General features: G+C 70.4%; 16 protein-coding genes. 5 read left to right on the top strand and 11 right to left on the bottom strand.

Translation table 11 applies throughout. From position 1 onward, the window contains the following. The first annotated feature begins 60 nt into the window (after nucleotides 1-60). Nucleotides 61-1767 (top strand): hypothetical protein, encoded by a 1707-nt coding sequence (locus ABT158_RS37950; RefSeq protein WP_352362008.1) that lies wholly within the window; start codon nucleotides 61-63, stop codon nucleotides 1765-1767. Nucleotides 1768-1833: 66 nt separating this feature from the next. Here ABT158_RS37950 and ABT158_RS37955 read toward each other — a convergent pair whose 3' ends face one another. Next, on the bottom strand, nucleotides 1834-3192 hold the full coding sequence (locus tag ABT158_RS37955) for an MFS transporter (RefSeq protein WP_352362010.1): 1359 nt from the start codon (nucleotides 3190-3192) through the stop codon (nucleotides 1834-1836). Between the two features lie 135 nt (nucleotides 3193-3327). Between ABT158_RS37955 and ABT158_RS37960 the strand changes: the two genes are divergently transcribed. Then, on the top strand, nucleotides 3328-3723 hold the full coding sequence (locus ABT158_RS37960; RefSeq protein WP_352362012.1) for a MarR family winged helix-turn-helix transcriptional regulator: 396 nt from the start codon (nucleotides 3328-3330) through the stop codon (nucleotides 3721-3723). Nucleotides 3724-3783: 60 nt separating this feature from the next. Here the strand turns inward: ABT158_RS37960 and ABT158_RS37965 are convergent, their stop codons facing one another. The 6 genes from ABT158_RS37965 to ABT158_RS37990 all read right to left on the bottom strand — a co-directional run bounded on the left by ABT158_RS37965 (nucleotide 3784) and on the right by ABT158_RS37990 (nucleotide 10648). Next, nucleotides 3784-5055, bottom strand: a complete 1272-nt coding sequence (locus ABT158_RS37965; RefSeq protein WP_352362013.1) for a thymidine phosphorylase — start codon at nucleotides 5053-5055, stop codon at nucleotides 3784-3786. 2 nt (nucleotides 5056-5057) lie between these two features. Further along, on the bottom strand, nucleotides 5058-5453 hold the full coding sequence (locus ABT158_RS37970; RefSeq protein ID WP_352324863.1) for a cytidine deaminase: 396 nt from the start codon (nucleotides 5451-5453) through the stop codon (nucleotides 5058-5060). Then, complete coding sequence (locus ABT158_RS37975; RefSeq protein ID WP_352362015.1) at nucleotides 5450-6739, bottom strand: ABC transporter permease; 1290 nt, start codon at nucleotides 6737-6739, stop codon at nucleotides 5450-5452. The genes ABT158_RS37970 and ABT158_RS37975 overlap by 4 nt, the downstream gene beginning before the upstream one ends. After that, nucleotides 6736-7878 (bottom strand): ABC transporter permease, encoded by a 1143-nt coding sequence (locus tag ABT158_RS37980; protein WP_352362017.1) that lies wholly within the window; start codon nucleotides 7876-7878, stop codon nucleotides 6736-6738. Before ABT158_RS37980 ends, ABT158_RS37975 begins: the two co-directional genes overlap by 4 nt. Then, nucleotides 7878-9485, bottom strand: coding sequence for an ABC transporter ATP-binding protein (locus ABT158_RS37985; protein ID WP_352362019.1), 1608 nt, complete (start codon nucleotides 9483-9485; stop codon nucleotides 7878-7880). The genes ABT158_RS37980 and ABT158_RS37985 overlap by 1 nt, the downstream gene beginning before the upstream one ends. Nucleotides 9486-9580: 95 nt before the next feature. Next, a complete protein-coding gene (locus ABT158_RS37990) occupies nucleotides 9581-10648 on the bottom strand; it encodes a BMP family lipoprotein (RefSeq protein WP_352362021.1) in 1068 nt (355 codons plus the stop codon). A 289-nt stretch (nucleotides 10649-10937) separates the two neighbouring features. Between ABT158_RS37990 and ABT158_RS37995 the strand changes: the two genes are divergently transcribed. Beyond that, nucleotides 10938-12818, top strand: coding sequence for a Xaa-Pro dipeptidyl-peptidase (locus ABT158_RS37995; protein WP_352362023.1), 1881 nt, complete (start codon nucleotides 10938-10940; stop codon nucleotides 12816-12818). Nucleotides 12819-12865: 47 nt separating this feature from the next. On the opposite strand, the gene ABT158_RS38000 is transcribed toward ABT158_RS37995, so the two are convergent. Then, nucleotides 12866-14089 carry a M20 family metallopeptidase gene (locus ABT158_RS38000; protein ID WP_352362025.1) on the bottom strand — a complete coding sequence of 408 codons (1224 nt, stop codon included), beginning with the start codon at nucleotides 14087-14089 and terminating at the stop codon, nucleotides 12866-12868. A 486-nt stretch (nucleotides 14090-14575) separates the two neighbouring features. On the opposite strand from ABT158_RS38000, the gene ABT158_RS38005 reads away from it, so the two are divergent. After that, entirely contained in the window at nucleotides 14576-15967 is a 1392-nt protein-coding gene (locus ABT158_RS38005) for a peptide ligase PGM1-related protein (protein WP_352362027.1), read from the top strand. Here ABT158_RS38005 and ABT158_RS38010 read toward each other — a convergent pair. Beyond that, nucleotides 15939-16169: an SCO4848 family membrane protein gene (locus ABT158_RS38010; RefSeq protein WP_352326812.1), complete on the bottom strand. Its 231-nt coding sequence runs from the start codon at nucleotides 16167-16169 to the stop codon at nucleotides 15939-15941. The two genes, ABT158_RS38005 and ABT158_RS38010, sit on opposite strands and share 29 nt — an antisense overlap. Nucleotides 16170-16367: 198 nt before the next feature. Between ABT158_RS38010 and ABT158_RS38015 the strand changes: the two genes are divergently transcribed. Continuing rightward, a complete protein-coding gene (locus ABT158_RS38015; RefSeq protein ID WP_352362029.1) occupies nucleotides 16368-17354 on the top strand; it encodes a D-alanyl-D-alanine carboxypeptidase family protein in 987 nt (328 codons plus the stop codon). 25 nt (nucleotides 17355-17379) lie between these two features. On the opposite strand, the gene ABT158_RS38020 is transcribed toward ABT158_RS38015, so the two are convergent. Beyond that, nucleotides 17380-18390, bottom strand: a complete 1011-nt coding sequence (locus ABT158_RS38020; RefSeq protein ID WP_352362031.1) for a YihY/virulence factor BrkB family protein — start codon at nucleotides 18388-18390, stop codon at nucleotides 17380-17382. Nucleotides 18391-18424: 34 nt separating this feature from the next. Beyond that, nucleotides 18425-19705 (bottom strand): amidohydrolase family protein, encoded by a 1281-nt coding sequence (locus ABT158_RS38025; RefSeq protein ID WP_352362033.1) that lies wholly within the window; start codon nucleotides 19703-19705, stop codon nucleotides 18425-18427. Nucleotides 19706-19747: the final 42 nt, after the last annotated feature.

Below are 19747 nucleotides of genomic sequence, written 5' to 3' on the forward strand. Positions count from 1 at the left end.
GGGCACTTCCGCGGAGCCGGGACTGCCTCTACGCTGATCAACCTCCAAGGAGTCATACAAGTGAGCAAATCCCACGACTTATCGGCTTTTCTGACGTCTTATGGGCCTTCTTTCGCTCGGACGGCCTACCTGCTGACGGGCGACGCGGACAAGGCCCGCGAGCTGGCCACCGCGGCCCTCGTCGCGTCCTGCCGCCGGTGGTCCGCGATCCGCTACCACCGCCCGGCCGACGCGGTGCTGCGCGAGCTGTACGGACGGTTCCTGGGCGCGACAGGCGCGCCCTGGCCGGTCCCGGAGGGCCAACTCCTCGCCGGGCTCGCCCCGCGGACTCGCGCGGCCGTCGTCGTCACCTTCCACGACGGGCTGAGCCTGCCGCACGCGGCCCAGGTCACGGGCCTGTGGATCGGCGCGCTGGACGACGAGCTGCGACGGGCCCGCACCCAGCTCCGAGCCTCCCACCCGCCCCTGTGCGAGAACCCCGCGGACCTGACGGAGGACCCCGCGGACCCGTCCGAGAACCCGACGGACCCGACGTCCGCCACCCCCTGGACGCTCGGCCCCGCTCCCGAGCCCGCCGCCCCGGCGGCGGGCCACCACGACGCCGCCCCCGGGGATCCGGCCCTGCGGGCCGCCCTGCTCGGCCTGGCCGCCGGGATGCCGCGCGCCGGACACGCCGACCTCGCCGAGACCGTCCTGCGCCGGATCACGGCGCGGCGCCGGCTCCGGGCGTCGGTGTGGACGCTCGCCTCCCTCGGCCTGGTCGCCGCGATGGTCGCGGCGACCGCCGCGGGGCTGTCCGCGCTGGCCGCCCGCATGGACGAGGCGACGGACCGCTCCCCCGTCGGCCCCGGGACGCGGGCCCCCGCCCAGGAGATCCGCGACCCGCTGCCCGCCGCGCTCCCCGACCCGGTCCGCTTCGCCTACACGGGCTACTGCCGCGACGCCGACGCCGACGCCCGCCACCCGCAGCCCTGCGGCCAGTGGGTGCTCACGACCCGCTCGGGCGCGGAGTGGCGGCTGCCGGACGCGCGGGCCGGCTACGACCCGGCCACCGGCGAGTACATGCCGCTGGCCCTCAGCCAGGACGGCCACCGGCTCCTCTACCAGAACCCGCAGGGCCGTTACCTGGTCCACGACCTGCCCACGGGCGTGGTCAAGCGCATCGACGCCACGGCCGGGGACGGCGAGGCGCACATCAGCTCGTCCCCGGACGGCCGCTACTTCGCGCTGTCCTTCGGCGACGCGGACGACAGCGCGGTGCTCGACTTCCGCACGGGCACGACCCGCACGGTCCGCGGCGCGGACGTCGAGATCCTGGCCGTCCACGACGACGGCACGCGCGTGGTCGCCGAACGCCGGGACACCACCGCCGTCCCCGGCCACGCCTCCGTCAGCACGCTGAGGCTGGACGGCGCGGGCGCCCGCACGAAGGGCTTCCGGATCGACCCCGCCCTCATCGAGCACGGCGCCGCGCTCGCCCCCGACGGCCGCTCCCTGGCCCTGGTGACGGCCGACGACCGGCTGGTCACCATGGACGCCCACACCGGCCGCGTCACCGGCCCCCGCCCCCGCCTGGACGTCGACGGCCTCGAAGTGATCAGGGTGGAGCGCTGGCTGAGCCGCGACAAGGTCCTCGTGCGCCTGTGGGACGAGGAGGACGTCTACCTGGTCCAGGTGGACGTCCGCACCGGCGAGAGCGCCGACCTCGGCGACTCGGCGACGGAGTGGATCGACTACTCCGACCCGCTCGGCGCCCTGGAGAAATGAGGAAGGCCGGAGAAATGAGGAAGAGGGCCCCGCCCCCGGCGGAACCCTCTTCCGATCACAGGGAGGTCAGACGGCCTCGAAGACCTTCACGTCCTCCGCCTCGACCGCGGCGGCCTTGCGCGAGCGCAGCCCGGTGGCCGAGATCACCAGCCCGACCAGGGCCAGCACCACCGCGACCATGATCGCCGAGCGCAGCGCGCCGATCGACAGCGTCTCGCCGCCGGAGGTCAGCACGGCGGTCACCACGGCCAGCACGATCGCGCCGCCGACCTGGCCGGAGGTGTTGAGCAGCCCGGAGGCCAGGCCCTGCTCGTCGTCGTCCACGCCGTTGGTGGCCTGGATGTTCAGCGAGGGGAAGGACAGGGCGAACGCGATGCCCAGCAGGACCATGCCGGGGAGCACCATGCCGCCCAGGCTCGGCGTCTCGTCGATGCCCAGGAAGATCGCGTAACCGCCGGCCAGGGCCGCGGCGCCGATGACGATCAGCTTGCCGGTGCCGAACCTGTCGGCGAAGTCGCCCATCTTGGTCGAGCTGACCGCGACGAGCAGGCCCGCGGGCAGGAATGCCATGGCCGTGCCGAGGGCCGACCAGTGGAGCAGGTTCTGGAAGTACTGCATGGCCACGAACTGGAAGGCCACGTACGAGCCCATGAGGATGAGCAGCCCCAGGTTGGCCCGGACGATGTGGCCCGAGCGCAGGATGCCGAGCCGCACCAGCGGGTGCTTCATCCGCAGCTCGGTGAGGACGAACAGGCCGAGCAGCACCGCGACGGCCACCAGCGAGCCGATCGTCTGGAACGAGGCCCATCCGGCCTCGGGAGCCTGCACGACGGTGAAGACCAGCAGCAACATGGAGGCGGTGATCAGCACGGCGCCGACGAGGTCGTGGCCGCCCTCGGCGCGCTCCTCCCGGCCCTTCGGCAGCACCTTCAACGCGGCGATCAGCGCGATGATCGCGACAGGCACCGGCATGAGGAGCGTCCACCGCCAGCCGATCTCGGTCAGCAGGCCGGAGAGCACGAGGCCGAGCGAGTAGCCGCTCGCGCCGCAGGCGGTGAAGATGCTCAGTGCCTTGTTGCGCTCCGGGCCCTCGGGAAACGTGGTGGTGATGATCGACAAGGCGGCGGGCGCGGTGAACGCGGCGGCCACACCCTTGACGAACCGGGCGGCGATCAGCAGGCCCCCGTCGTCCACGACACCACCCAGCAACGACGCGACGGCGAAGACGCCCAGAGCGACCAGGAACACCCTGCGCCGCCCGAGCAGGTCGGCGGTCCTGCCCCCGAGCAACAGAAGACCGCCATAGCCGAGCACGTAGCCGCTGACCACCCACTGCAGGGAAGAGGTACTGAGGCCCAGATCGTGCTGGATGGCCGGCAGGGCGACACCGACCATGGAGACGTCAAGGGCGTCAAGGAAGATCACTGCACAGAGCACGGCGAGCGCGCCCCAACGGGATGAGGAAGAGGACATGAGTCAGAACAATACATGCACCAGCATCTAATGCAAGCGCATTTAATGCCGTTGCATGAATCTTCCCGAGATGGTAACCTCCGCGACATGGACGAGGAGTTCGTGGTCGAGACCTGGCATTACGTCCTGGCCAAACACGCGAAGGCCATGTGCGCGCTGGAGCGGGAGCTGGGCGAGCGGCACGGGCTCGGGCCCAGCGAGTTCGAGGTGCTCGACCGGATCGTCCACCACGACAGGAAACTGCGCATCCAGGAGCTCTGCGAAGAGGTCCACCTGAGCCAGAGCGCCCTGTCCAGGGTCGTGGCCAGGCTGGAGAAGAGCGGGTTCGTCACCCGCGGCACGTGCGACTCCGACCGCCGGGGCGTGTTCGTCTGCATCACCGACGAGGGGCGCGCCCGGTACACCGAGGCGCTGCCCACGCAGCGCGCCGTGCTCGCGGGCGTCTTCACCGACGTGCCCGAGGTCCCCGCCGTCACCGCCTGAAAGCGGCGGCGGCCGTCCCCGGGCAGGGGTCCGGCCACCGCGCACGAGTGCTTCCGGTGGTCAGCCGATGCGGTCGATGACCAGGGGCAGCAGCTCGCGCCCCGACTCGGCGACCTCGTAGCCGCCGTCCAGCGCGTCCAGCGCCCGCTCGAACCTGGCCGTCTCGTCCGCGTGCAGCGTCAGCAGCGGCTGGCCCTCGCGCACCAGGTCGCCGGGCTTGGCGTGCAGCACGATCCCGGCCCCGAACGACACCGGGTCCTCCTTGCGCGCCCGTCCGGCGCCGAGCCGCCAGGCGGCCAGCCCCACGGCGTACGCGTCGAGGTGGGCCAGCACGCCGGACGACGGCGCCGCCACCGTCATGCTCTCGGCCGCCCGCGGCAGGACCGCGTCGGGGTTGCCGCCCTGGGCCGAGATCATCCGCCGCCACGCGTCCATGGCCGAGCCGTCGCGCAGCGCGTCGGCCGGGTCCTTGCCGGAGACCCCGGCCGCCGCCAGCATCTCGCGCGCCAGCCGTACGGTCAGCTCGACCACGTCGGACGGCCCGCCGCCGGCCAGCACCTCGATCGACTCCTCGACCTCCAGCGCGTTGCCCACGGCCCGGCCGAGCGGCCGGTCCATGGCCGTCAGCAGGGCGACCGTGCGCACGCCCGCGTCGCTCCCGAGCGCGACCATGGTCTCGGCCAGCTCGCGGGCGCTCTCGGTCGTCTTCATGAACGCCCCGGAGCCCACCTTCACGTCGAGCACCAGCGAGCCGGTGCCCTCGGCGATCTTCTTCGACATGATCGACGAGGCGATCAGCGGGATCGACTCGACGGTGCCGGTGACGTCGCGCAGCGCGTAGAGCTTCTTGTCGGCCGGGGCCAGCCCGGAGCCCGCCGCGCAGACCACCGCGCCGGCCGTGCGCAGGACGTGCAGCATCTGATCGTTGGAGAGCGAGGCCAGCCAGCCCGGGATGGACTCCAGCTTGTCCAGGGTGCCGCCGGTGTGCCCGAGCCCGCGCCCGGACAGCTGCGGCACGTACGCCCCGCACGCCGCCACCAGGGGCGCCAGCGGCAGCGTGATCTTGTCGCCGACGCCGCCCGTGGAGTGCTTGTCGGCCGTGGGCCGGTCGAGCATCGACCAGTCCATGCGCTCGCCCGACCGGATCATGGCCTGCGTCCAGTCGGCGACCTCGCGCCGGTTCATGCCGTTGAGCAGGATGGCCATGGCCAGGGCGGACATCTGCTCGTCGGCCACGTCACCGCGGGTGTAGGCGGCGATCACCCAGTCGATCTGGGCGGTGGTGAGCTCGCCGCCGTCGCGCTTGGCGCGGATGACCTCGATGGCGTCCATGGTCACGAGCTCCTGCTGAGGTCGTCGGGGCCGAACGCGTACGGCAGGATCTGCGCCATGCGCTTGGGGCCGTCGACGGTCTCGACCAGCAGGTTCTCACCGCCGAACTCGTACAGCAGCTGACGGCAGCGCCCGCACGGCATGAGCAGCTCGCCGTGGCCGTCCACGCAGGTGAAGGCCACCAGCCGGCCGCCGCCCGACATCTGCAGCGCCGACACCAGGCCGCACTCGGCGCACAGGCCGAGCCCGTACGAGGCGTTCTCGACGTTGCAGCCGGTGACGATCCGGCCGTCGTCGACGACCGCCGCCGCCCCCACCGGGAACTTGGAGTACGGCGCGTAGGCGTTGCGCATGGCCGTGGCGGCCTCGGCGCGCAGGCCGTCCCAATCGATGTTCAATGGTTATCCCCCCGACGGAAGCGTACGCCGTCGGCCTTGGGCATCCGCAGACGCTGCGAGGCGACCAGGAGCACGAGCAGCGTGAGCACGTGTGGCGTGATGAAGACGAACTCGCCCGGCAGCGTCTCCACGGTCCGCCAGAGCCAGTACAGCAGGAGCGCGCCGACCGCCGCGGCGGCGATCACGGTGTAGTCCTTGACGCCCCTGGCCACGATCTCGGCCGGCTGGCTCGGCGCGACCAGCCTGCGGATCTGCAGCGCGATGTAGACCACCAGCAGCAGCGCGCCGAACAGGAAGAACGTGGTGACCGCGTTGGCCTCGCCGGAGCTGCGCAGCTGCAGGCCGCTGGCGTAGCCGAACAGGGACGAACCGGCCGCGAGCCCGCCGGGCCGCCAGTTGCCGAAGATCATGGCGGCCAGGCCGATGAAGCCGCGTCCCTGTGTCTGGCCCTCGACGTACTTGTTGGAGACGAAGACCAGGAACACGCCGCCGAGCCCGGCGAACGCGCCGGAGACGACGACCGCGAGGTACTTGATCCGGTAGACGTTCACGCCCAACGACTCGGCCGCCCACGGGTTCTCCCCCGCCGACCGCAGCCGCAGGCCGAACGACGTGCGCCAGAGCACCAGGTACGTCACCGGCAGCAGCAGCACCGCCAGGATGATCAGCGCGTTCACGTCGTGGGTGAGCCCGCGCAGGATGCCGGCCAGGTCGGAGAGCAGGAACCAGTGGGTGCTCTCCAGCTTGCCGAGCAGGTCGGGGCCGTCGGACAGAACGGGCAGGCTCACCTCGGGCGCACCCGAGCTGATCGCCGGCGAGGTGGTGATGCCGGCGCCCTTCGCGCTGGCCGAGGTGCCCTCGCCGTAGAGGACCTCGGACAGGAAGCGGGTGATGCCGGGGCCGAGCAGGTTGATGGCGACGCCGCTGATGATGTGGTCGACGCCGAACGTGACGGTCGCGATCGCGTGGATGAGCCCGCCGAGCGCGCCGCCGAGCAGCCCGGCGACCAGCGCGGCCACGGCGCCCCACTGGTATCCGGCCCAGCCGGCGAACCAGGTGCCGAGCACCATCATGCCTTCGAGGCCGATGTTGACCACGCCGGCCCGCTCGGCCCACAGGCCGCCGAGACCGGCCAGGCCGATCGGCACCGCGAGCAGCAGCGCCGCGTTGAACGTGCCGGAGGAGGTCAGGTCGTCCTGGCCGGAGATGATCCGCACCAGCGACAGCAGCAGGATGAGCGCGGCGACGCCGAGCAGCGCCAGATGGTATTTGCCGACCCTGCTCATGCTGCCACCTCAACCGGTCTGTTCGTGTCGAGCTGCCGGGCGGCCCGCTGCTCCTCAAGCCGCATGGCGATGCGGTTGGTCACCTCGTTCGCGATGACCACCAGCAGGACGATGACGCCCTGGATGATCGTGATGACCGACGACGGCACGTCCGCGATCTGCAGCGCGCCCTGCGCCCGGTCGAGGAAGGCGAACAGCAGCGCGGCGATCGCGATGCCGACGGGCTTGTTCCTGCCCAGCAGCGCCACCGCGATGCCGAGGAAGCCGAGGCCGGCGGTGAAGTTGGAGTTGAAGGCGCCCTTGTCGCCGAGGATCTCGGGCAGGCCGATGAGTCCCGCGATCGCGCCGGACAGCACCATGGCCGCGATGACCATCTTCTTCGGGTTGACGCCCGAGGCGAAGGCGGCCGGGCCGTTGAGCCCGCTGGCCTTGACGTTGAAGCCGAAGCGGGTGCGCTCCAGCACGACCCAGACCACCAGGCCGAGCACGACGGCCACGAGCAGGAAGCCCCACACGCCGCCGCCGCGGGTGGGGGCCAGCAGCCCGAACCAGTCGAAGACGAAGTTCAGGTTGGGGAACATGGCCGACTCGGGCAGCTGCGGCGTGGTCGTGGTGAGCTGGCCGGCCGCCCGCTGGCCCGCGAACGGGCCGCGGACCAGGTAGGAGGCCAGGGCGATCGCGATGTAGTTGAGCATGATCGTGGAGATCACCTCGTTCACGCCGCGGGTCACCTTCATCACCGCGGGGATCAGCGCGTACGCGCCGCCCACGACGGCCGCGACCACGATGATCACCAGGATCTGGATCGGCTTCGGCGCGGTGAACGTCGAGCCGACGTAGGCCGCGCAGATGGCCGCGATGCGGTACTGGCCCTCGACGCCGATGTTGAACAGGTTCATGCGGAAGCCGACGGCCACCGCGAGACCCGCGATGAACAGCGGCACCGCCCGGTTGAGGAACGCCGCGATGCCGTTGGACACCGAGCGCGCGGTCTCGCCGAAGTCGAAGAAGGCGGCGAACGCGTCGATCGGGCTGGCGCCCGCCGCGATGATGGCCACGCTGGAGATCGCGATCGCCAGGATGATGGCGACGACGGCGCCTGCGACGGTGAGCAGCGCCCGGTTGAGCCCGGCGGGCATCACGTCTCCTCAGTGCCGGCGATGGCGCCGGTCATGTAACCGCCAAGCCGCTCGGGCGTGACGTCGGAAGGATCGAGTTCGGCCACGAGCCGGCCGCGCAGGATGACCCTGATCGTGTCGGACAGGCCGATCAGCTCGTCGAGGTCGGCCGAGATCAGCAGCACGGCCAGGCCGGCGGCGCGCGCGTTGCGCAGGTGGTCCCAGATGGCGGCCTGGGCGCCGACGTCCACGCCGCGGGTGGGGTGGGCGGCGATGAGGAACGAGGGCTCGCCGCTCATCTCGCGTCCGACGATCAGCTTCTGCTGGTTGCCGCCGGACAGGGCCAGGGCCAGGGTGTCCACGCTGGGGGTGCGCACGTCGTACTCCTTGACGATGCGCTCGGTGTCGGCCTTGGAGGCGCGGCGGTCGACCCAGATGCCGCTGCGCGCCGGGGGCCTGGTCTGGTGGCCGAGCACCCGGTTCTCCCACAGGGACGCCTCCAGCAGCAGGCCCTGCCGGTGGCGGTCCTCGGGGATGTAGCCGATGCCGGCCTCCCTGCGCTTCAGCGTGGACCAGGCGCTGATGTCCACGCCGCCGAGGGTGATCGTGCCGTGGGCGGGACGCATGCCCATGATCGCCTCGATCAGCTCGGACTGCCCGTTGCCCTCGACGCCGGCGATGCCCAGGATCTGGCCCGCGTGGATGTCGAAGGAGACGTCGTCGAGGATCAGGCGCTTGCCCTCTTCGCGCAGCTTGTCGACGTACAGGTCGACGGAGGTGCCCCTGGGGACGGGACGGAAGCCGTCGGCCTCCATCGTCAGCCGCGACACGCTCAGCGTGACGCTCTCGCGCACGGTGGACTCGCGGGTCTCCGGCGTGGGCAGCTCGCTGCCGACCATCAGCTCGGCGAGCCGGCGGGCGGTCACCTCGGCGGGGTTGACGCTGGCGACGGTGGTGCCGCGGCGGATCACGGTGATCGCGTCGGCGATGTTCAGCACCTCGTCGAGCTTGTGCGAGATGAAGATGACGGTCAGGCCCTCGGCCTTGAGCTCGCGCAGGTTCTCGAACAGCTCCTCGACCTCCTGCGGCACGAGGACCGCCGTCGGCTCGTCGAGGATGAGGATGCGGGCGCCGCGGTAGAGGACCTTGAGGATCTCCACCCGCTGGCGGTCGCCGACGCCGAGGTCCTCCACCAGCGCGTCGGGGTCGACGCGCAGGCCGTGGCTGCTGGCCAGCTCGGCGATGCGGGCCCGCGCCCTGCCGGTGTCGAGCACGCCGGCTTTGGTGGGCTCGGCGCCGAGGACGATGTTCTCCAGCACGGTGAAGTTGTCGGCCAGCATGAAGTGCTGGTGGACCATGCCGATGCCGACGTCGATGGCGTCGCTGGGGGTGCGGAAGCTGACCTCCCGGCCGTTGACCCTGATCGTGCCCTCGTCCGGCTTCTGCATGCCGTAGAGGATCTTCATCAGGGTCGACTTGCCCGCGCCGTTCTCCCCGACGATCGCGTGGACCGTGCCGGGTTCGACGGTGATGCGGATGTCGTGGTTGGCGACGACGCCGGGGAAGCGCTTGGTGATGCCCTCCAGCTCTACGGCGGGTTGCACCGCGGCGAGGGTGTCCGAGCTCATTTCGCCTCTCCTAGAGCATGGGGGGCGGACGGGGCGGATAGCCAGAAGGCCCGAAGTGGGGACTCCGGGCCCTCGGTCGTCCGTTCCTACCCAGATTACGGCTTGGACGGAACCGTGATTTTGCCGTCGACGATGTCCTTCTTGGCAGCGTCGAGCTTGTCCTTGATGTCGTCGATCTCGCCACCGGTGGTGGACAGGCCCACACCGTCGACCTTGAGGTCGTAGACGGTGTTGCTGCCGCCCTTGGTGCCGCCCTGGACAGCCTTGACGAACTCGAACACGCCGACGTCCACGCGCTTGATCATCGACGTCATGATGACCGACTGCAGGTCGGCCTCCTTGACCGTCTGGCGCTGGTCGGAGTCGACGCCGATGGCCTTCTTCTTGGCCGCGGCCGCCGCCTGGAACACGCCGAGGCCGGAGTCGCCGGCGGCGTGGTAGACGATGTCCGCGCCGTCCTGGTACATCTTCTCGGCCGCGACCTTGCCCTTGTCGGGGGCCTTGAAGCCGGAGAAGTCACCGTCGGGGGTGAGGTACTTGATGTCGATCTTGATGTCCGACTTGACGGACTTGGCGCCCATCACGAAGCCCGCCTGGAACTTCTTGATCAGGTCGTTCTCGACGCCGCCCACGAAGCCGACGTGGCCGGCCTCCGACTTGGTCGCCGCGGCGACGCCCGCCAGGTAGGAGCCCTGCTCCTCGGCGAACAGCAGGCCGGTCACGTTCGGGCCGTTGGAGGCCGAGTCGACGACCGCGAACTGCACGTCGGGGTACTCGGCGGCGGTCTTCTTGATGTCGTCGCCGTAGGCGAAGCCGACGCCGATGATGGGGTTGTAGCCCGCGTCCGCGAGCTGGCGCAGCAGGTCGCCGCGGTTGGAGCCGTCGGCGGCCGGGCTGAGCTCCTTGATGTCGGCGCCCAGCTCGGTCTTGGCCTTCTCCAGGCCGGCGTAGGCGGCGTCGTTGAACGACTTGTCGCCACGGCCACCGACGTCGAACGCCAGGCCGACCTTCAGGCCGCCCTTGGGGGCCTCGCTGCTGGCGCCGGAGCTCGGCTGCGTGCTCGCCGAGGTGCCTCCGCCCTCACCGCCACAGGCCGCGACTGCCATGAGCATGACGCCGGCTACCGAGCCGACGGCAATCCTGCTGAATCGCTTGCCGAGCAAGGCGACTCCCTTCCATTTCCTCGCCGTCGAACTTCATCGCAGGCGCGAAGAAACGTACGGCACCTGCACGGAAGATAGTTGCTTGACCAGGGCAGACCAAACCGGCACACAGGGTCGCAACCGCTCCGTTATCGACATCAAGCGCGTCCGTGACCTGAATCTGGGTTCAGGCACTTGGGACGGCCCTCGGAAGTTTTTGCCCAAGTTTGGTATGTAAGGGGCCCTTGCCGAGCGGTCGATCATGGCAGAGATTCCGATCAACGGTGGAAATTTCGTATCGGAGCCCCGTATGCAGCCTTGGAAGACACTGGCCGTACCGCTGGTCGCGATCCTCGCCGTGACCTTGAGCGGGCCCACCCCGGCGACGGCCGCCACCCCTACCCTCAAGATCGAGAACAACGCCACCCAGCCCGTCTTCTCCCGCGCCGACGCCGTCAAGCAGACGGTCTTCGTCGAGGTGGCCGGGACCGACAGCGACGACGACGGGCAGCCCGACCGCGTCGCCATGGACATCCTGCGCCCCAAGGAGACCGACCAGGGCCTCAAGGTCCCGGTGATCATGGAGGCCAGCCCCTACTACGCCCCCGGCAACGACGTGCCCAACCACCCGGTGGACGTCGACGCGAACGGCAACCCCCTGCCCACCCTGAAGTCCCTCTCCAACAAGCTCGCCGGCGAGCCCTTCGACGGCTACTACGACAACTACTTCGTGCCCCGCGGCTACGCCATCGCCCTGGTCGAGAACGTCGGCAGCGCCCGCGCCACCGGCTGCCCGTCCACCGGCGACCGGAACGAGACCGCCGGCCCGAAGGCCGCCATCGACTGGCTGAACGGCCGCGCCCGCGGCTTCGACGCCGACGGCAACGAGGTCAGCGCCACCTGGTCCACCGGCAAGGTCGGCATGATCGGCGTCTCCTACAACGGCACCCTGCCCAACGCCGTCGCCTCGACCGGCGTCGAGGGACTGAAGACGATCGTGCCGATCGCCGCCATCTCCAGCTGGTACGACTACTACCGGGCCAACGGCGGCGTCCTGGCCCCCGGCGGCTACCAGGGCGAGGACCTGGACGTCCTGGCCAAGTTCGTGCTCACCAGGGACCGGGGCTTCGAGGTCTGCGGCGCCAAGATGGACGCCCTGACCGCGAGCCAGGACCGGATCACCGGCGACTACGGCCCCCTCTGGGACGCCCGCAACTACCTCAACGACGTGGACAAGGTGAAGGCCAGCGTCTTCCTCGTGCACGGGCTCAACGACTGGAACGTCAAGACCAAGCAGTTCGCCCAATGGTGGTACGCCCTGGCCCAGCGGCACGTGCCGCGCAAGATCTGGCTGCACCAGGGCACCCACATGAACCCCTTCAACCTGCGCACCGCCGAGTGGCTGCGCCAGTTGCACGGCTGGTTCGACTACTGGCTGCAGGGCATCGACTCGGGCATCATGCGCGAGCCGCAGGCCGACGTGGAGATCGGCGTCGGCGAGTGGCAGCAGCACGCCTCCTGGCCGCTGCCCGGGGCCACCACGGTCGCCCTCCATCCGGCCGCCGGCGAACGGCTCGGCCTGCTGCCCCGGCCGCTGTCGCCCGCGGAGTCCTTCGTGGACCAGAGCGCGCGGACGGCCGAGCAGTTGGTGGAGGCGACCGGGCCGGACCCGAACCGGCTGGCGTACCGGACCGGCGAGCTGCCCGCCGACGTGCGCATCTCCGGCACGCCGACGGTCTCGGTGCGGGCCTCGTTCAAGGACGGCGCCTCGCCGTACCTGACGGCGTTGCTGGTGGACTACGGCACCGACGTGCGCCCGGACGGCACCCTGCTGTCGACCGGCCAGAGCTACTGCTACGGCGAGGGCGTCCCGGGTGACACGGGCTGCACGACGCTCAGGCGGCTCGGCACGGCGACGACCGCGTACAAGATCGTCTCCAGGGGGTGGCTCGACGTGCGCAACCGCCACCGCGCCGACCGCACGCAGCCGCTGCGCCCCGGCAAGGAGTACACCTTCACCTGGGACTTCCAGCCCAAGGACTACCTGTTCAAGAAGGGCCACCGGCTGGGCCTGGTGATCATCTCGACCGACCGCGACTACACCCTGCGCTATCCGGCGGGCACCCGGGTCACCGTGTCGCCGGGGCACTCGTCCCTGCGGCTGCCGGTGGTGTTCGGCAGGCTCGGCTGACATGCCGACGGCCCGCCGCGCGACGCGGCGGGCCGTCGGAGCGGCGCTCAGGCCATGGCGTTGCTGATGGAGTCGATCGGGCCGACGTCCCACAGCGCGGTCAGCGCGGTGGCGGCCATCACCCGCACGCCCATCGCGATCGCCTTCTCGTCGACGTCGAAGGTGCCCTGGTGGATGTCGTACGTGACGCCGTCGGGCGAGCGCGTGCCGAGCCGGGCGAAGGCGCCGGGGATCGACTCCAGGTACCAGGCGAAGTCCTCGCCGCCGAGCGACTGCTGGGTGGGCACCACCGCGCCCGCGCCGAGGGCCCGCTCGGCCGCCTCGGCCAGCATCTCGACGCTGACCTCGTCGTTGACGACCGGCGGCACGCCGCGCGTGTAGTCCATGACGGCCTCGACGCCGTACGCGCCGGCGACGGACTCCAGCAGGGCCTTGATCAGGTCGGGGGCGGCGTGCCAGGCGTTCTCGTCGAGGCAGCGGATCGTGCCCTCGGCGATGCCGTCGTCGGGGATGGCGTTGGCCGCCGAGCCCGCCTCGACCCGGCCCCAGACGAGGCTGAGCGAGGAGCGCGGGTCGATCCGGCGGGAGAGCGCGGCGGGCAGCTCGGTGAGGATCTTGGCCAGGGCGAAGACCAGGTCGGCCGTCAGATGGGGACGGGCGGTGTGGCCGCCGGGACCGGAGACCCTGACCACGATCTTGTCGCAGGCCGAGGTGATCGGGCCGCTCCGGAGACCGAGCTGGCCGACGTCGACGCGCGGGTCGCAGTGGAGGCCGAAGATGCGGTCGACGCCGCTGATGCCGCCGTGGGCCATGACCTCAAGGGCGCCGCCGGGCAGCTCCTCGGCGGGCTGGAAGATCAGCCGGACCCGGCCGGGCAGCAGCCCGGCGGCGGCCTGCTGGGCCAGGAAGAGCGAGGTGCCGAGCAGAACGGTGGTGTGCACGTCGTGCCCGCAGGCGTGGCACGCGCCGGGGACGGTGGAGCGGTAGGACACGTCCTTCTCGTCCTGCAGCGGCAGCGCGTCGATGTCGGCCCGCAGCGCGACGGTCGGCCCGTCGCCGCTGCCCACGTCGCAGATGAGACCGGTGCCGCGCGGCAGCACCGACGGCGTCAGCCCCGCGGCGGTCAGCCGGTCGGCGATGCGCTGGGTCGTGCGGTATTCGGCGAAGGCAAGCTCAGGATGCATGTGAAGGTCGCGACGGAACGCCACCAGCTCCTGCTCGATCTCCGCCAGGAACGCGTCCAGCTCTCCCCGCAGCTCACGTCCCCGCATATGTCACCATCCATCCCGTCGAGGCCGCGCGTCCCACGCACGGACGGCGGCTCATAACGCTCTCGAAAAAGTCCATCCTGCGGCAGCCACCTGGTTGAGGCGGCCGTTCGGCGAATCAAAAGCCACACCCGTAGGTTTCGGTGCGAGATCGTCAGCACGGGCTTCGCGTTCATCGGTCGCAGCAGCCCGGGTACACGACGGTAAGCCGCGAGCCCGGTGGCGATGCTTCTGACTTTATCGCCCCCGTGCGCCTTCGCGCCGACAGATACACCAAAAGTTGGCCGACGGCATGCCCGTAACCGCAGGTGGTCACGTTCCGCACATGCCTACCTGATCCGGAAAATAGTCACAAGGGATCATTAGATGGTGACCCGATGTCGCCACTTCCAAACGTGCTCACCGATTTCGAATCCTGTCACCTTCTGTCATGGTCATGACACTTTGGCGCTTGCTGCATTTGTGAAGAATGCGTGTTTCACTCGCTATATGATCACTAATATCCCGTTCGGGGAGAAGTATGCCGGGTTGAGCATCTTCGAGCCGAGCGAGGGGACCCTGGTGGTCGTACCCTCGCTCTCCCTGCCGCAGGACGAGCTGCGCCGCATCACGGCAGCCCGGTCGTACGAGGAGCGCCTGCTCTTCCTCCTCCTGACGCTCCGGGAACCCGGGGTCAAGGTGATCTACCTCTCCTCCGCGCCGATCGATCCCGACATCATCGACTACTACCTCGGCTTCCTCCCCGACCCGGACGACGCCGCCAAGCGCCTGGAGCTCATCAGTCTCGACGAGCCCTGGTCGCAACCCCTCACCCGGACGCTGCTGCGCCGACCCGACGTCCTCGACCGGTTACGGTCGGCGATCGACGCCGACACCTGGCTGGTGCCGTTCGTCCTCAGCGAGACCGAGGAGGAGCTGGCCGCGTCACTCAACGTCCCCATCTACGGCCCCGCCACCGCGCTGGCCTACTACGGCTCCAAGAGCGGCGCCCGCGAGGTCGGCCACGAGGCCGGCGTGCCCATGGCGCGCGGTTTCGGCGACGTGCACAGCATCATCGCGATCGACGAGGCCATCGACTCGCTGCCGGGCGAACGCGTGATCGTCAAGCTCAACGACGGCTACTCGGGCCTGGGCAACGCCATCGTCGACAAGGCCGACCGCTCGCTCACCCGATTCTCGGCGGCCGGGGAGACCTGGACGAGCTTCACGACGAAGATCAGGGAGCGCGGCGCGGTGGTGGAGGAGTTCATCGAACATCGCCCGCTCTACTACCCGAGCGCCCTGGCCCGAATCACGCCCGGCGGGCACGCGGCCGTGCTGGCCACGCACGACCAGGTGCTCGGCGGCCCCAACAACGACGTCTACCAGGGCTGCACGTTCCCCGCCGCCCCCGAGTACCGGCACGAGGTGGGCGAGTCGGCCGAGCGCATCGCCGCCATCCTGGCCGAACGGGGTGTGGTCGGCCTGTTCGGCATGGACTTCTTCGCCCTCAAGGCCGACGCCGGCTACGCCGCGCTGCTGTGCGAGATCAACCTGCGGATCGGCGGCACGACGCACCCGTACGGCGCGGTGGTGCTGACGACCGGGGCCAGGTACGACCCGGCCACCGGCCTCCTGATGGCCGGGGACCAGCCCAAGTACTACACCGCGACCGACAACTGCTCCTCCTCCTGCCTGCGCGGCCGCACGCCGGGCGAGGTCATGCGCACCGCCCGGCGGCTCGGGATCGGCTTCGACGCCGAACGGCGCACGGGCAACGTCTTCCACCTGCTCGGCGCCATCCCCGAGTACGGCAAGCTGGGCTTCACCTCCATCGGCGACTCGCGCGAGGAGGCCGACGAGCTGCACGCGCTCACCCGCCGCCTTCTCTGCGACGCCTGATCCCCGCCTCCCGCAGTCCGCGCCACCCGATCACCGCCAGCACCGCACCGAGGATCACGTTGACCCCGATCAGGATCCCGTGCACGACGTAGAAGCCGGTGGGATGCCCGTCGGCCAAGTTAAACCCGAGGTTGATCCACTCGACGATCATGAACACGCCGAGGATGACGAGGAAACCGGCGATCTTTGGTGACATGGTCATCTCTCCAGTATCGAAGGCGGATCATCCGGGGAATGTGTCGCCACATGGGCATTCACACGGAGCTACGCTGAGACCGCCATGTGGACGAAATTTGTGCCGGTTACGGCACTTCTCGCCGCGGTCACGCTCACGAGCGGGACCGCATCCGCCGCCCCGGCGACACCCGTCGGCGGTGACGCGCTGGGAAGCCGTGGGCTGGTGCAACCCCAAGGCGTCAAGGCGCCCCCCAAGAGCAAGGCTACTTCCTACGTCATCGCGGACGTGGAGACGGGTCAGGTGCTCGCCGCGAAGGACGCGCACGGCCGCTACCTGCCGGCGAGCACGCTCAAGACGCTCACCGCGCTGACGCTGCTGCCGAAGCTCGACAAGAACCGCAGGGTCCGGCCCAGCCAGAACGCCTGCAACCAGGAGGGCACGGCGGTCGGGCTGACGCCCAAGATGACGTACAAGGTCGACGACCTGTTCCGGGCGCTGATGATGTCCTCCGGCAACGACGCGGCCATGGCCCTGGCCGAGACGAACGGCGGCGTGGCCCAGACCATGCGCGACATGAACGCCGAGGCCAAGCGGCTGCAGGCGTACGACACGGTGGCCAAGACCCCGAGCGGCCTGGACAAACCCGGGCAGAGCAGCTCGGCGTACGACTTGGCGCTCATCGCCCGCGCCGGCCTCGCGAATCCCGATTTCCGGCGATATATCAGTACAAAGGTTGCCAAGTTTCCGGCGCCCAAGGACTACTACGAGATCAGCAACCACAACAAGCTGCTCTGGCGCTACCAGGGCATGATCGGCGTCAAGAACGGCTGGACGTCCAAGGCGCAGGGCAGCTTCGTCGGCGCGGCCACCCGCGGCGGCCACACGATCCTCGTCACGATCATGCGGCACGAAGGCTACTTCTGGGACGAGGTGGCCCAACTGCTCGACTGGGGCTTCTCGGTCAGGGGGAAGGCGACCCCCGTCGGGCAGCTCGTCGAGCCGGTGCCCGCGCAGGTGCGGGCCGCGCCGCAGGCGCCGGTGTCGCGGGTGACGCCGGCCGCCCAGCCGCCGCTGCTGGACACGGCGGCCTCCAAGCAGACCGACTCCACCCGGACGGTCGGCTCGGCCGTCATCGGCGGCGGCCTGCTGTTCGGCCTGGTCTGGCTCGGCTTCGGCATCCGCCGCAAGCGCAACAGGTCCCGCCTCTGACGACGGAGAGCGCGTCAGGACCGGGTCAGGGCTCCGAGGTCGGGTGCGGGGTCGTGCCCCTGCACTCGGGGCCGGCCGCCTGGCGCGGATCGGCCGCCGGCACCTCCAGCGGGTCGCCGATCGACGGGATCGGCGACGGGGACGGCGGCGGGCACAATCCCGTGGTGGACGTCCACGCGGCGGCCAGCAGCACGAGCCGGGCCGAGAAGTTCATCCACACCAGCAACCCCACGATGGCGGCGAACGCGCCGTAGACGGGGTTGCTGAGCGTGGTGCTGAGCAGCAGGCTCGCCACCTGCTTGAGCAGCCCGAACCCGATCGCGCCGAGCAGCGCGCCCCTGACGATGACCTTGAACGGCTCGGCCGGCTTGGCGACCCAGCCGAGCAGGATCACGAACAGCACCCAGTCGGCCACGACGCTCGCCACCAGCACGAAGATCCGGAACGCCTCGGTGCTGAGCAGCGAGTTGTCGCCGAAGACGTGGTCGAGCACCTTGTCCGTGACCGTGGTCGCGGCCCCGGACACCAGCGTGGACACGACCAGCGTCGCCCCGAGCAGGATGACCGAGACCAGGTCGCGCAGCTTGCCCAGGAAGTAGTTCGGGGGCGGCACGGTGGTCATCGACATCTCGCGCAGCGCCGCGCGCAGCGCGTCCATCGCGCCGAGCCCGGCGTACAGGAGGCCGAGGAGGCCGATGATGCCCGCCGTCGTCCTGGCGCCGGCGATCTGCTCCAGGTTGAGGTCGGTCGCCATGCCGGGGAGCCGTTCGTTGATGGCGGTCTCCAGCGCCTTCCTGGTGGCGCTGCTGGCGTCGAGGGTGTAGCCGAGCACCGCGTACCCGAGCGCGAGCAGCGGGAAGAAGGACAGGAACGAGAAGTAGGTGACCGAGCCGGCCAGCCGGTCGCCTCCCTGGAGCTGGTAGCGGCGCACGGCTCTGACCAGGTGGTCGATCCACAGCCTGCGGACCCGCCAGTGGTCGAGCGTCGTCCGGCCCCAGGCGCGCAGTGACGCGATCCGCTCGTTCAGACTCGCCATCACGCCCTCACCCCCGCCCGCCGGAGGCGAACGATCACCTCGTCACGGCGTCGGCCGATTCTGCCAGTGACGCGAGGACCGCCGCCAGGTCCTGGTGGAGCATCTGCCCATCTCGCTTGACGACACGCCCGCCGACCAGCACGGTTTCCACGACACCGGGGTCGGCGTTGAGCACGACGGCGCCGATCGGGTCGTGCGCCGCCGCCATGCCGAGGGTGTCCGTGCGCAGCAGTTGCAGGTCGGCCTGCTTGCCCGGCCGCAGCGAGCCGACGACGTCGCCCAGGCCCACCACCTCGGCGCCCTCGATGGTGGCCATGCGCAGCACGTCGCGGGTGGTGAAGCCGGTGCCGCCGCCGTCCGGCCGGCCGCGCTCCAGCAGGTACGCCGCCCGCATCAGGCTGAACATGTCGCCCGGCGCGCAGCTCACCGTGTCGATGCCGAGACCGGTCGGGGCGCCCGCCGCCCTGGCCCGCCCGGTGACCGGGTAACCGAGGCCGAGCGTCATCTCGTCGACCGGCGAGACCGACACGCTGCCGCCGCAGGCCGCGACGCGCTTGAGGTCGTCGTCGGTGTAGCTGTTGGCGTGTACGTACGTGGTCCGCGGCCCAAGCAGGCCGTTCGCCTCCATGAACGCCAGGCCGCGGGCGGCGCTGTCCGGGCCGCCGACGCCCATGTGCACGGTGACCGGCAGGTCGAGCTCGCGGGCCAGCCGCCATTCGGCCAGCGCGTGCTCCTCCGTCACGATCTCCGGCCCGAGCGCGGCGACGACCATGGTGACCAGGCCGCCGCCCGCGCCGAAGTGCTCCTCGTGCACCCGCAGCCCCTCGCGGACGAGCCCGCCCGGCTCGCCCCCGTGGCACCAGCCGAGCACGGCCCTGATCCCCGACTCGCGCAACGCCCGCACGGTGGCCTCGGTGTGGGCGGGCGAGAGCTGGATGTGGGACCAGTCGAGCAGCGTGGTGATGCCGGTGTCGAGGCATTCCAGCGCGCCGGCGAGGTTGCCCGCGTGGACGTCTGCCGGGCGGTGGGCGGGGGCCAGCTCGCCGAGCACGCGGCTCAGGTAGCCGTCGAAGGCGACGTCGGGGGCGACCGCCCTGATGCCGGCCTGCCAGGTGTGCCGGTGGGTGTCGACGAACCCGGGCAGCACGATCCGCCCGGTCGCGTCGATCACCTCGGCGCCGGGGACGTCGGGCAGGCCGGGGCCCACCTCGGCGAGCACGCCGTCCTCGATGCGCACGTCGACCTGGCCGAGCACCACGGGCTCGGGCTCGGTGTCGATCACGGTGCCGTTCTTGATCAGCAGAGTCTTTGTCATGGCGAAAAGCTTAATGAGAAGCTTTTCAAAAAGCAATCTGTC

This window comes from Nonomuraea sp. NPDC001636 (assembly GCF_040298265.1).
GTDB lineage: Bacteria > Actinomycetota > Actinomycetes > Streptosporangiales > Streptosporangiaceae > Nonomuraea.

What these genes read in the sequence shown, in the direction of transcription:
- ABT158_RS37960 (WP_352362012.1), top strand. Translation starts at nt 3,328, where the DNA reads ATGGACGAGGAGTTCGTGGTCGAGACCTGGCATTACGTCCTGGCCAAA.
- ABT158_RS37965 (WP_352362013.1), bottom strand. Translation starts at nt 5,055, where the DNA reads ATGGACGCCATCGAGGTCATCCGCGCCAAGCGCGACGGCGGCGAGCTC.
- ABT158_RS37975 (WP_352362015.1), bottom strand. Translation starts at nt 6,739, where the DNA reads ATGAGCAGGGTCGGCAAATACCATCTGGCGCTGCTCGGCGTCGCCGCG.
- ABT158_RS37980 (WP_352362017.1), bottom strand. Translation starts at nt 7,878, where the DNA reads ATGCCCGCCGGGCTCAACCGGGCGCTGCTCACCGTCGCAGGCGCCGTC.
- ABT158_RS37985 (WP_352362019.1), bottom strand. Translation starts at nt 9,485, where the DNA reads ATGAGCTCGGACACCCTCGCCGCGGTGCAACCCGCCGTAGAGCTGGAG.
- ABT158_RS37995 (WP_352362023.1), top strand. Translation starts at nt 10,938, where the DNA reads ATGCAGCCTTGGAAGACACTGGCCGTACCGCTGGTCGCGATCCTCGCC.
- ABT158_RS38000 (WP_352362025.1), bottom strand. Translation starts at nt 14,089, where the DNA reads ATGCGGGGACGTGAGCTGCGGGGAGAGCTGGACGCGTTCCTGGCGGAG.
- ABT158_RS38005 (WP_352362027.1), top strand. Translation starts at nt 14,576, where the DNA reads ATGATCACTAATATCCCGTTCGGGGAGAAGTATGCCGGGTTGAGCATC.
- ABT158_RS38010 (WP_352326812.1), bottom strand. Translation starts at nt 16,169, where the DNA reads ATGACCATGTCACCAAAGATCGCCGGTTTCCTCGTCATCCTCGGCGTG.
- ABT158_RS38020 (WP_352362031.1), bottom strand. Translation starts at nt 18,390, where the DNA reads ATGGCGAGTCTGAACGAGCGGATCGCGTCACTGCGCGCCTGGGGCCGG.
- ABT158_RS38025 (WP_352362033.1), bottom strand. Translation starts at nt 19,705, where the DNA reads ATGACAAAGACTCTGCTGATCAAGAACGGCACCGTGATCGACACCGAG.